The organism is Selenomonas sp. oral taxon 136 (assembly GCF_001554015.1).
Taxonomy (GTDB): domain Bacteria; phylum Bacillota; class Negativicutes; order Selenomonadales; family Selenomonadaceae; genus Centipeda; species Centipeda felix.
In genome coordinates, this window is record NZ_CP014239.1 from 895666 (window position 1) to 907389 (window position 11724).

Annotated in this window: 13 protein-coding genes and 1 pseudogene; 5 read left to right on the plus strand and 9 right to left on the minus strand. The window is 58.6% G+C overall.

Annotation, left to right across the window (positions count from 1 at the left end):
- Nucleotides 1-18: 18 nt before the first annotated feature.
- Both aroF and pheA read right to left on the minus strand, forming a co-directional pair.
- Complete coding sequence (gene aroF, locus AXE86_RS04270) at nucleotides 19-1053, minus strand: 3-deoxy-7-phosphoheptulonate synthase (RefSeq protein WP_061945055.1); 1035 nt, start codon at nucleotides 1051-1053, stop codon at nucleotides 19-21.
- Nucleotides 1054-1098: 45 nt separating this feature from the next.
- Nucleotides 1099-1947, minus strand: a complete 849-nt coding sequence (gene pheA, locus AXE86_RS04275) for a prephenate dehydratase (protein WP_061945058.1) — start codon at nucleotides 1945-1947, stop codon at nucleotides 1099-1101.
- 167 nt (nucleotides 1948-2114) lie between these two features.
- Here pheA and AXE86_RS04280 point away from each other — a divergent pair, with 167 nt between their 5' ends.
- The 3 genes from AXE86_RS04280 (at nucleotide 2115) to AXE86_RS04290 (ending at nucleotide 4827) form a co-directional block, all read left to right on the plus strand.
- Nucleotides 2115-2693 carry an HD domain-containing protein gene (locus AXE86_RS04280; RefSeq protein WP_061945060.1) on the plus strand — a complete coding sequence of 193 codons (579 nt, stop codon included), beginning with the start codon at nucleotides 2115-2117 and terminating at the stop codon, nucleotides 2691-2693.
- Nucleotides 2690-3466, plus strand: coding sequence for a class I SAM-dependent methyltransferase (locus tag AXE86_RS04285; protein ID WP_061945061.1), 777 nt, complete (start codon nucleotides 2690-2692; stop codon nucleotides 3464-3466). Before AXE86_RS04280 ends, AXE86_RS04285 begins: the two co-directional genes overlap by 4 nt.
- Nucleotides 3467-3540: 74 nt before the next feature.
- The gene (locus tag AXE86_RS04290) at nucleotides 3541-4827 is read left to right on the plus strand and encodes a glucosaminidase domain-containing protein (protein WP_061945064.1); all 1287 of its coding nucleotides are present in this window, start codon (nucleotides 3541-3543) and stop codon (nucleotides 4825-4827) included.
- A 149-nt stretch (nucleotides 4828-4976) separates the two neighbouring features.
- Here the strand turns inward: AXE86_RS04290 and AXE86_RS04295 are convergent, their stop codons facing one another.
- The 3 genes from AXE86_RS04295 to AXE86_RS04300 form a co-directional block, all read right to left on the minus strand.
- Nucleotides 4977-5945, minus strand: coding sequence for a hypothetical protein (locus tag AXE86_RS04295; protein WP_061945066.1), 969 nt, complete (start codon nucleotides 5943-5945; stop codon nucleotides 4977-4979).
- Between the two features lie 23 nt (nucleotides 5946-5968).
- Nucleotides 5969-6100 (minus strand): secretion protein HlyD, encoded by a 132-nt coding sequence (locus tag AXE86_RS13110; protein ID WP_071884682.1) that lies wholly within the window; start codon nucleotides 6098-6100, stop codon nucleotides 5969-5971.
- A 168-nt stretch (nucleotides 6101-6268) separates the two neighbouring features.
- Nucleotides 6269-6703 (minus strand): flavodoxin, encoded by a 435-nt coding sequence (locus AXE86_RS04300; RefSeq protein WP_050342559.1) that lies wholly within the window; start codon nucleotides 6701-6703, stop codon nucleotides 6269-6271.
- Between the two features lie 296 nt (nucleotides 6704-6999).
- Between AXE86_RS04300 and AXE86_RS04305 the strand changes: the two genes are divergently transcribed.
- Entirely contained in the window at nucleotides 7000-7737 is a 738-nt protein-coding gene (locus AXE86_RS04305) for a hypothetical protein (protein WP_061945068.1), read from the plus strand.
- 50 nt (nucleotides 7738-7787) lie between these two features.
- Nucleotides 7788-7919 carry a secretion protein HlyD gene (locus AXE86_RS13115; RefSeq protein WP_071884683.1) on the plus strand — a complete coding sequence of 44 codons (132 nt, stop codon included), beginning with the start codon at nucleotides 7788-7790 and terminating at the stop codon, nucleotides 7917-7919.
- Between the two features lie 34 nt (nucleotides 7920-7953).
- Here AXE86_RS13115 and AXE86_RS04310 read toward each other — a convergent pair.
- From AXE86_RS04310 to AXE86_RS04325, 4 genes and pseudogenes are all read right to left on the minus strand, one after another.
- Nucleotides 7954-8223, minus strand: a pseudogene (locus AXE86_RS04310) (Txe/YoeB family addiction module toxin).
- On the minus strand, nucleotides 8223-8486 hold the full coding sequence (locus tag AXE86_RS04315) for a type II toxin-antitoxin system RelB/DinJ family antitoxin (protein ID WP_061945070.1): 264 nt from the start codon (nucleotides 8484-8486) through the stop codon (nucleotides 8223-8225). The pseudogene AXE86_RS04310 and the gene AXE86_RS04315 overlap by 1 nt, the downstream one beginning before the upstream one ends.
- Nucleotides 8487-8555: 69 nt before the next feature.
- Complete coding sequence (locus tag AXE86_RS04320; RefSeq protein ID WP_061945072.1) at nucleotides 8556-9773, minus strand: YwqG family protein; 1218 nt, start codon at nucleotides 9771-9773, stop codon at nucleotides 8556-8558.
- Nucleotides 9770-11689: a TRAP transporter permease gene (locus AXE86_RS04325; protein WP_061945074.1), complete on the minus strand. Its 1920-nt coding sequence runs from the start codon at nucleotides 11687-11689 to the stop codon at nucleotides 9770-9772. The genes AXE86_RS04320 and AXE86_RS04325 overlap by 4 nt, the downstream gene beginning before the upstream one ends.
- Between the last annotated feature and the right edge of the window lie 35 nt (nucleotides 11690-11724).

An 11724-nucleotide genomic window follows, 5' to 3' on the forward strand; every position in this document is an offset into this window, starting at 1 on the left:
CGTTATTGCGTTATTGCGTTACTCCATCACCATCGGCTCAATCTGCTCATCCTTCATAAAGTGGCTGAGCTTCTGCACACTCGCCATGAGATCGCGGTAGTTCTCCGGCGTCAGCGACTGCGGTCCATCGGAAAGAGCGCGTGCGGGGTTCGGATGCACCTCGATGATGAGCCCGTCCGCTCCTGCCGCAATGGAGGCGAGGGACACGGGCTTGATCATGCGCCACTTTCCCGTACCGTGACTCGGGTCGGCAATGATCGGCAGATGCGAGAGATGCTTGATCGCAGGAATCGCACTGATGTCAAACGTGTTGCGCGTATAGGTCTCATACGTGCGGATGCCGCGCTCACAGAGAATGACGTTTGGATTGCCCTCATTCATGATGTACTCGGCGGCGTTCAGCCACTCGTCGATGGTCGCAGCCAGCCCGCGCTTCAGCATGACGGGCTTTCCCGCGCGTCCGACCGCCTTCAGGAGACCGAAGTTCTGCATATTGCGTGCGCCGACCTGCAGAAGATCAGCGTAGGCGGCGACCGTATCCACCGCCTCGACCACCGTGACCTCCGTCACAACGGCAAGCCCCGTCTTCTCACGCGCCTCGGCGAGATACTTCAGCCCCTCCTCCTCAAGGCCCTGGAACGCATAGGGCGAGGTACGCGGCTTATACGCACCGCCGCGAATGAACTGCGCTCCGCCCTCCTTGATAAGCTGCGCTGTCTCCATGAGCTGCTCACGCGACTCCACCGCGCACGGCCCCGCCATGACCACAGGCGTCCCGTCACCGATCTTGATGCCGCGGATATCCACCACCGTCGAGGCGGGATGGAACTCGCGGCTCGCGAGCTTATAGCTCTTCGAGATCGCGACCGTCGTCTCAACGCCGTGCATCGCATCCAGCGGCGTTGCGGCAAGTTTCGTCTTATCGCCGATCACACCGACAATCTTCTGATGCGCGCCCTCCATCACCTTTGCCTCGAGCCCTTTCTCCTCGATAGCACTGATGACCCCCTCAATATCAGCCTGCGTGGCATCTGCATGCATAATAACGACCATCGTAAAACTCCTTTATCCCCGAACCCCTAAAAATAGCGGTGCTCCCTATTCATTGCGGGCGAGATGCACCGGAAATCGTCCCAACTCCTTCAGCCAGATGCTCCGCCGTGCGACGGCGGCGATCGCCTCCGCTGCGGCATCGCTGTGCGCATCGAGATCAAAAAAGAAAAGATACGCGCCCAGCTCCGTCCGTGCAGGGCGAGACTCAATGCGCGTGAGATTCACCTCGCGGCGGGCAAACTCACCGAGGACATTATAAAGTGCCCCCGGACGCGAACCGTCGATCTGTGCCACCAGCAGGATCGTATCAGGTGATGCGGGCGGCGGGATCTCCCGCGCACGCACGACCTCAAAGAAGCGCGTGCAGTTCGCTCCGCTGTCCTCGATCCTGCCCGCGATCTCCACCAGACCATGCAGAGCCCCCGCACGCCGCGTACAGATCGCCGCCGCCCCCGCGTCCAGAGGTGCTGCCCCCACCATCTCCGCCGCACGCGCCGTACTCGCCGTCTTGATGAGCTCCGCCTGCGGGCAGTGCTGCAGGAGAAACGTCCCGCACTGTGCGATGGGCTGTGCATGGGAGTAGATCGTACGGATCTCCACATCTGCGCGCCGCGCCATCAGATAGTTGTGGACAGGCCAGATCACCTCACGGTTCACACGCAGAACATCCGTGTGTGCGAGCACATCGAGCGTCACGGCGATTGCCCCCTCGAGGGAATTCTCCACAGGGACAAACGCCGCATCCACCGCGCCCGTCTCCACCGCATGAAGACACGCCCCGATATCGCCATAGCAGACAATCTCGCGGTCGAGTTGCTGCCACTCCATGAGATAGCGTGCCGCCGCCTCGCTGTGCGTCCCCACGGGACCGAGCACGCCCATTTTCTGACTCACACACATTCCTCCTCATAGGAATTCCCGCTTCCTATAGTTTCTTATCATACTATATGCGCGGCGTGTTGACAAGGGCAATGGGAAACACTTTCATTTCAGGTGCATTTCCCTCACGCTCCACATGTGCTATAATAGAGACACTTTCTCAGATACAAAAAGGAGCAACGATGACCCCGAAAGAATATCTCGCCGTCATGCACTGTATCGCCGGACTCAAGGAGCGCACGCGTCACGCGTGGATGAAGTCGGGGCGGCAGGAGAGCGTCGCCGAGCACAGCTGGCGGATGGCGCTGATGGCGTACTTCCTGCGCGACGCATTCCCGAGCGCCGACCTTACGCGCGTCCTCCTCATGGCACTCCTGCACGATATGGGCGAGGTCTTTACGGGCGATATCCCGACCTTTGAGAAAACGAACGCTGACCGCGCACATGAGCATTGTCTGCGTGACGCGTGGATTGACTCCCTCCCCGCCCCATATGCGGCTGAGGTACGCGACCTCTTCGCGGAGATGGACGCGTGCGAGACAGAGGAGGCACGGCTCGTGAAGGCACTTGACCGCATGGAGGCGGTCATCACACACAACGAGGGCGATCCTACGACGTGGCTGCCGCTCGAATACGACCTTCAGCGCACCTACGGAATCAAAGAGGCTGCATTTTCACCTGCGCTGAAAGAGCTGCGTGCAGAGGTCAACAACGAGGTGGATGCGGTCATTGCACTGCTTGCAAAGGAGAAGAAGATATGAAAACGAACTATGGTAACTGGATCCCCATGTCGATGATGAAGACACTCGTCGCCATCGCCGCTGTGCTCTATGTGCTGACAGTGCTCTACGCGCTCGTATACGACCGCGTGACGGCCCCCTTCTTCATCCTCGCGATTCTCGCCGGCGTCGCGACCATCGTCGTCCTCTATATGTACTATTGCCGCCGCGTATTCTCATTCGAGGGCGGAGGACTCATGCGCCGCATCCACGCCTATCTGCTCGATCAGCTGCCGTGGGATGGACTCGGCAGGGCACTCGACGTTGGCTGTGGCTCGGGCGCGCTCACGATTGCAACGGCAAAGCGCTTCCCGCTCGCCGAGGTGCGTGGCATTGACTACTGGCCCGCAATGTGGAACTACGGGCAGGAACAATGCGAATCGAATGCCGCTGCCGAGGGCGTTGCAGAGCGCTGCACATTCCAGCATGGGGACGCGGCAAAGCTCGACTTTCCCGACAATCACTTCGATGCCGTCGTCAGCAATTTCGTCTTTCATGAGGTGCGCACGCAGAAGGACAAGTTCATGCTCGTTGAGGAGGCGCTGCGCGTGCTGAAAAAGGGCGGCGCATTCGCCCTGCACGACACCTTCGGGTACAAGAATATGTACGGCGATATGGACGTATTTGTCGCCTATCTCAAGGAGCAGGGCATCGCGGATGTCTCCTACATCCCGAACACCGAGCGCAATATCGAGATGCCGCCCACCGTCCGCTTCATGCTGCGCGGTAGTGGTATGCTCTATGGAACAAAGTGACTTGCCATAGACGAACGTTTTACTGTAAATTTCGAAAGGAAACGGTCACCGCATCCATAGAAAGGACGATCACCATGAAACTCTCCACACTGCCCGCTGCCCTCGCTGCCGCCGCTCTCCTCTGCGCCCCCCATTCATTCGCTGTGCCTGCGCCCGCATCAAAGGACAGTGCACCAAGCATCCCGCGGCCTGCGTTCCCTGCCGAACTCCCGCAGACGAAAGTGATTGACGCGAAACTCGCTGCGAGTCTGCCCTTTGCTCTTCCCGCCCCACATCTCGACATTCTCACCGTCCCCACACAGCCCCCCGCCGAGGTCACCATCCTCGGTGAGCCCACTGCATCCGAGGAGCAGATGCTCGCCTGCCTCCTCGCCCGCAACCCAAAGCCAAAGCTCACGGGCTCTCCCAAGGAACTTGTCCATGCCTACTACGAGGAAGCAGAGCGCGAGGGCATCCGCCCCGACGTCGCCCTCGCACAGGCGTACAAAGAAACGGGCTTCTTCGCCTACGGCGGCGACGTGGACTGGCGGCAGAACAACTTCTGCGGACTCGGCGCAACGGGGAACGGCGCAAAGGGACTCTCCTTCCCCGACATGCGCACGGGCGCGCGCGCGCACATCCAGCATCTCCTCGCCTACGCAAGCACAACGCCGCCGCACAGCCCCATTGTTGATCCGCGCTATGACCTTCTCCGCACAAAACGCCCCGACATCTTCGGCAAACTCACGCACTGGGTACAGCTCAACGGCGTCTGGGCCGTCCCCGGCACCACCTACGGACAAGGCATCCTCGCCATCCGTGACCGCGCTGCTCTCCCTGACGGCTCCGACATCGCCCTCCACGCCGCGAATGCGCGCATCATGCAGGCAGCCGACGCTGACAGCTACATCTATCGCGGCCTCGTCTACCTCCACCGCGGCGACCTCCCCGCCGCGCGTGCCGACTTCACTGCCGCGCAGAAACGCAGTACGCGCCGCACCGAGCCATATCTCGGCATCGCCCTCACCCATACCGCAGAGGGCAGCACCAAGGAAGCCCGCCGTGCCTACGAAGCATACCTGAAGCGTGCGCCCGACGATGCGGGCGCACGCTACAACTACGGACTCACCCTCCTCGCAGAAAACGCCGCAGCGAAGGCAATCCCCGTCCTGCGCGACGCCATTCACCGTGACGCCGCGAATGCCGACGCACAGAATGCCCTCGCCGTCGCTCTCATCCACACGAAAGACTACACAGGCGCTTGGAAAGCCCTCGCAGGCGCCGCTGCCATCGCCCCCGCAAACACCGACATCCTCGTGAATCAAATTCTCCTGCAGGCATGTCTAAAGGACATAAGCGACAAGAAGGGGAAAAAGAAATAATATCCTTGAGAATTACTGATAAAATGAAGTTCGTCAGATTAGCGAAGATTTTTTCCTGTCAAGGAGACAAACTGGACGCATAGCAGAGGCTAAAAAGAACCGTACCAAGGTGTTTCCCTCGTGTACGGTTCTCTTTGTTCTCGGTGCTTTTACTCCACGAGCCGCAGGAGTCCCGGCTGCTCGATGTTCCACTTATCGCTGCGTTTGCTGAAGAGTGCGGGCATATCGACGCTGACGTGGTCGTAGGTCGTGCCGGCCTCATAGCGTGCAGCAAAGGTCTCCTTCATGCCGCCGGTCTCATGCAGTTCCTGGTCATAGGGGAACATGGGGCTCGGAACAACGGCAAAGTCGTCCGGCTGCCCCGGGATGTCATACGCCCAGAAGGTCGCCTCATTGAGGTCCTCGACCTCCTCGAACTTCGGCATCGCCTTGCCGTTCTCGACGGCGGCGTGATCAGAGCAGACGAGGAGATGCAGCCCGTACTTCGTGATGATCGGCATACACAGCTCCACGCCCTTCGCACGGTCGAAATTCTCGCACAGGGCATGATAGTCGTCAAGGAGATCCTGCCATATCGGCTTACTATCGAGCAGTGTGTCGAGGTCGAGATCGTCGTCCTCCTCTTCCTCCGGTTCGGGTTCGGGTTCAGGCTCCGGTGCCGGGGCCGGCTCAAGTTCTGGCTCTGGTTCGGGCAGCTCCGGCTCTGGCTCCGGTGCCGGCAGCTCGGGCTCGGGCTCAGGGGCAGGCAGCTCCGGCTCCGGTGCGGGCTCCTCGGGCGGCGGTGCCGCAGGCCGCTCCCCCGCCTCCGCCAGCGCCGCCTCAAGCTGTGCGATCTTTTCCTTGAGCTGCGTGATCTCGCTCGCGGTCATGCTGTCCTTTGCCGCGACGCTTTTGATCTCGTTCGAGAGACGCTCCGCCTCTTTGCGCAGCCACGCGACATCCTTTTCCACCGCGTCAATCGTGCCGCCCGACTGCCGCCACGCATAGTACGTCGCCACGGAGGCGATCCCGACACTCGCGACGACGAGGACGAACGACAGGATGGTCATAACATCCGCCATCACAGGATGAATAAAGCCTGCCGTCTGCACTGCCGCAGACGCCGCTTCTGTTTCCATACATTATCATTCCTTTCCCTTGCTCAGTATATAGGAAGCACTGATAAATTCGGCACAGCCATCTTGACGTATCTTTTTCGCCCGCTTTTCGTTAGCAAATCCTCCACATAGCCCTCGCTATGCGTCCGGTTTGCTGCCTCAATCGGACAAAAAATCTACGCCAATCTGGCAGACCTCATTTTATCAGCGATTCCTATACACCCCTCATGTATATCTTGTTAATTTCTCTATCATGTGGCAAAATTCCTGCAACAACTCCATAGAAAAAGAGCCGCCCCGCGCGAAGCGACTCTTCTCGTCAAAAATATGATCAGGGATACCGATCAGCATGCACCGGCGATGGCTGCGCCGAGCTTCTTGCTGCCCTCGAGTCCCTCGTCGTCCGGCTCGTTCTCGACGATGAAGGTATCGACGAGGTTTGCGCCTGCATCCTTCGTGCGCTCAGACCACGTCTCCATCCAAGCACCTGCGCCCCAGCCCCACGAGCCGAAGAGCACAACGGGCTTGCCGGAGAGCTTGCCGCTGTCCACCGCAGCCGCGAAGAACGGCTCGTACGAGCCCTCCTCGAGCTCCTCTGCGCCCATCGAGGGGCAGCCGAGCGCGAGACCGTCAAAGCCGTCAATTTGATCGACGGAGAAGCTATCCACCTCGAAGCACTCGACCTCAGCACCTGCGCCCTTTGCGCCCTCGACGACAGCCTCTGCCATCTTCTGCGTGTTGCCCGTGCCGGACCAGTATACAACTGCTACCTTTGCCATGTGAAATCCTCCTCATGAAAATATCCCCTCTGCCCCGCTGCGGCAGGAGCTGCCATACGGTGCAGACACTCAAGCAGAATCATTCTATGTCTATTATAGCGAAAATACGCATCACTGACAACCGAATCTTTCCTATCTCTAAATAGATAAAATTTTTCAGGAAATAGTTTCTGTGTATCAGAGCGCACAGCATCTGCCCACTAAGGTATTCCTCCTTGCAAAATCCCCCTCTCTCATGTACAATACGGATAAATCTCAATCCGAATTTATGGGGTCAAATCTATGGGAGGTATACTATGTTCACTACGCAGTACATGCGCACAATGCTTGCCGCAGTGATGCTTAGCTTGCTCGTTCTGACGAGCGGCTGTTTCAGCGGCGACGTGAACGTCACGGTCAACAACGACGGCTCTGCCGATCTCAAGACGACGCTCGTCAGTGCGCCGATGCTCGCCCAGATCGTCGAGCAGAGCAAGGCGTCCATGCTGGCAAAGAACCCCGACGCACAGGTCGCGCCCGTCATGAAGGAGAACATGTCAGGCTACGAGATCACGGAGCACTACGACTCGGTGGACAAGCTGTCCGATCAGGAATTCTTCGCCGCACATGACGGCAAGAACACGGGCATTACAGTGAAGAAGAGCCTCTTCTACACGGACTACAATTTTGACCTCCTGTTCGAGGGCAGCCAGAACGGCGGCGGTGCAGGTGCATTCGCGAGCAACATCACGTTCACCTATCAGATGACGCTCCCATCCGCACCATCGAGCTCCAACGCCGACCGCGAGGAAGACGGCGGCAGGACGCTTACGTGGAACCTTGGCAAGACACTCGTCACGGGCGAATCTTCGCCGATTCAGGTCTCGTTCCGCATCTGGAACAAAACGGCCATCATCGGTACGGTCATCGCCGTACTCGTTCTGGTCGCCGTGATCGCCTTCCTGATCTGGCGCCGCCGCAAGGGATCCGAGCCCGAGGAGCAGAAGCTGATCGACGGCCCGATCATCGATGTGAAGGCGGAAGAAAAGCACTGATCGCGAATTGAGGAAGCACTGATAAAATGAGGTCTGCCAGATTGGCGTAGATTTTTTGTCCGATTGAGGCAGCAAACCGGACGCATAGCAGAGGCTATGTGGAGGATTTGCTAACGAAAAGCGGGCGAAAAAGATGCGTCAAGATGGTTGTGCTGAATTTATCAGTGCTTCCTTGGATATGAAAACATCCCTGCCGCTTGGCAGGGATGTTTTTTGTTAGTCGTAATGTCCGCGACAGGCAAAGATCAAAATGCTCTCGTCCTCGACAAGATAAACCAGTCGATGCTCACCATCAATGCGCCGACTCCAAAATCCTGCAAGATTTCCTCGCAGAGGCTCCGGCTTTCCCATGCCGCAAAAGGGATCGCGAACCACTTCTCAGATGAGTTGATTGATACGCTTTAGGATTTTCTTGTCGTTTCTCTGCCAATCGGGATAGTCTTCCCACGCATCAAAATCCCACTGAAGCCTACGCTTTCTCATCATCAATTCTCAATGAGATCATGTTCGGCAAAGCGCAGCTTTCCCGCTCGGTATGCTTCCAGCTTTTGTTCGAGATAGTGCAGATTCCGCTCATCATAAAACGGATCCACAGAGACATCAAATGGGATTCGGCGTTCCCGTCCCACTTTCTTGGCAAAGATCGTAAACGCCGCACTCATGGAGAGCCCAAGTTCTGCACAAACCTGCTCCATGTTCTTCTTTACCGCTGCGTCCAGTCGAAAGTTTACATTAACTGCCTGTTCCATCGCACTCACTCCTTTACAAGGATAGAATACGCAAATATAATGATTTTTGCAAGCGTTTTTCTTTATCTTTCATCCACACTGCAAAATCAATCGGACGTGATGAAAGTTCCGCGCAGCAAGGTCTTCCTTCCGAATCCAGAAGTAGATCAGACCGCAGTCGCCGTACATAAGCTCCGTTTCACCGTCCTCGACGGTGCCCATCTGAAACAGCAGCCCCCAGCGATCTGCAGCATTTCTCACAAGTTCCGCTTCCTCCTCTTCGGAAAGCTCTTCCTGCATGTCTCCGTCAATGCCCCTGCTGTAGAGTTCGCACTCCGGCTCCATTTCATTCTGAATCTCGTCGGCATAGCCGAGCATCTTCATGGGATTGTCCTCGTGAGTGGCAGCATCGTATCCGAACTCCGCCCGCAGTTCGTTGTAGGTATCCCAATCCACCTCTTTGCCGCAGCTGCGGCTGTATGCAAAAGACGACAGAAGACTGACGGCATCCGCAAAGGTCAGCGCCTGCTCGCCCACGCTCCACTCCTTCGTTTCCTCCGGAATCTGTGTCGGGACAAGCCCCTCCGTCTCGGGGAAATAATAGACGCGTGCATATCCCTCAGACTTTAGTTCAAATCCCCACTCCATCGACACGGTCTCATAGAAGAAGCTGAGCACGCCCGTCTTCGGCAGGAGACCTGTACGGTCACACGGCGCGGCTTCGCCAAGGTTGATCTGCGCGAGAAAGGCAAGCGGGCGGTTCTTCGTCACGCCTTCGAAGTCCGTTCCCTTATAGTGCGGCCAGTCAAAATCTGCGGGCAGATCGGGCGTTCCGTAGAACTTGCTCGCACCGACGGGGAGTTTTTCCTGTGCAGGATGATGCGAGATCGCAATCTCACGCCGCTGCGTGCGTTCAAAGAACGCCGTCACCTCACGGCGCACACGCTCGCGCTCTGCCTCAGCCTCACGCACGAGCTGCTCCACACTCATAGAAACGGGCTCCTCCGCATACCAGCCGTGCTTGTTTTCAACCGCCTCTTGGCACCGCGCCGTCATGCCGCCGGGCTTTCCATAGAAGACGCGCTCGATCTCCGCCTTGCTCTCCGCATCCTCGTCTGCACGCTCCAAATAGCCGAGAGCCAGACGCAGAACACAAAGCTTCGGATACCGATTGACCGCAAAAAAGTACAGGGCATAGCCCATGCGATAGTTCCAGAGCGCATCGCGCTCGGCTTCCGGAACTTCGTACAGTGCCTTGACCGCATCGAAGAAGCTGCGTTCCTCGATGTATTCCTGTGCCGTCTTCATGCTGCCTCCTTCGCCCGCCGATACTGCATGACGAGAATGACGACGAAGAGAGCAAGTCCAACGAGGTCGGTGGTGCTGCCCGGCGCGATCATGAGGAGCCCTGCAGCGATAAGAAGCAGCCGCTCATAAGGGCGGCAGTGATCGGCAAGGAAGCCGCAGAGCGCGGAGCTGACGGCGATCATGCCGAGGAGGGCAGAGATCGTGACTGAGACGAGTGCGAGCGGCGTCGCATCAACCATGAGGAGGACGGGCGAGAGGACGAATACATACGGGATGATGAATGCCGCTATCGCCAGTTTTGACGCGTGCACGCCTGTTTTCAGCGCATTTCCTCCGCTGATGCCCGCCCCCGCGTACGCAGCGAGGGCAACAGGCGGCGTGACATCCGCGATGATGCCGAAGTAGAACACGAACATGTGCGCAGCGAGCACAGGGACGCCCATCTGCTCGAGCGCAGGCGCGGCAATGGTCGAAGTGATGACGTAGTTCGCCGTGGTCGGCACGCCCATGCCGAGCACAATCGCCGTAATCATGGTGAAGAACATCGCAGGAAGGAGCATCCCGCCTGCGAGATCAATCAGTCCCGATGCGAGGCGCAGGCCGACGCCCGTCTTCGTAACGACGCCGATGATGATGCCCGCCGACGCGCAGGCGACGAGCACGCCGAGCACGCCTTTCGCGCCGCGCTCAAGGCCGTAGACAATCTCGATCGGCTTCATGCGCGTCGATTTGCGCAGCATGGCGCAGAGGATGGAGAGGAAGATGGCGACGAGTGCCGCACGCATGGGCGTATAGCCCGAAACGAGCAGATAGACGATCACGGCGAGAGGAATCGCGAGATGCCCGCGTTCCTTCAGGAGCGTCAGCGGATTCGGCAGCTCGGCGCGCGGGATGCCCTTCAGCTTCTTGCGCTTTGCCTCAAAGTGAACGCCGAGCCAAACCCCTGTGAAATAGAGAAGCGCGGGGATCGCCGCCGCCTTGACGACATCGATGTAGGGGACGCCGACGAATTCCGCCATGAGGAACGCCGCCGCGCCCATGACCGGCGGCATCAGCTGTCCGCCCGTGGAGGCCGCCGCCTCGACCGCCCCCGCAAAGTTCGCGTTGTAGCCGAGTTTTTTCATCATTGGGATGGTGAGCGAGCCCGTGCCGACGACGTTCGCGACTGAGCTGCCCGAGACCGTGCCCATCAGCCCGCTCGAGAGAACGGCGACCTTCGCCGGGCCGCCGCTCGCCCAGCCCGCGACCGCATTGGCGAGGTCGATGAAGAACTTGCCGAGCCCCGTGCTCTCAAGATAGGCACCGAAAAGAATGAAGAGGAAGATAAACGTCGAGGAGACGCCGAGCGGGATACCGAAGATGCCCTCCGTCGTAAAGTAGAGATGTCCGATGAGCTGCTCCGGACTGAGTCCGCGGTGTGCGAGCACGCCCGGCATGTAGGGACCGAGGAAGGCATACGCGATGAAGGCGAGCACGACGGTCACCATCGGCAGCCCCACGACACGCCGCGTCGCCTCGATAACGAGCAGGATGCCGAGTCCGCCGACGACGGCATCCGTGGTCGATACGATCCCTGCACGTGTAATCAGCTCACGGTACTGGATGACAAGATAGGCGGGCGTCGCCGCGCCGAGGACGGCGAATGCGATGTCGATCGGGTGGAAGTAGTGATCCCGCGTCCACGCACGCCGAAAGGGATAGAGGAGATAGGCAAGCGCGAGCCCAAACCCGAGATGAACAGCACGCTGCAGCTGTGCATCGAGCACGCCGAAGATCGCCGTGTAGAGCTGAAAGATGGAAAATGTAATGGCAATCGCCGCAATGATCTTCTTCGGCCAGCCCGTATAGTGGGCGGTGTTGGATTCGCGGTCATACGTTTTGAGTATTTCTTCCGCATTTGCAGCATGGTCAGTCATAGCGTGTTCACATCCTTAAATAATTCTTTCGGCAG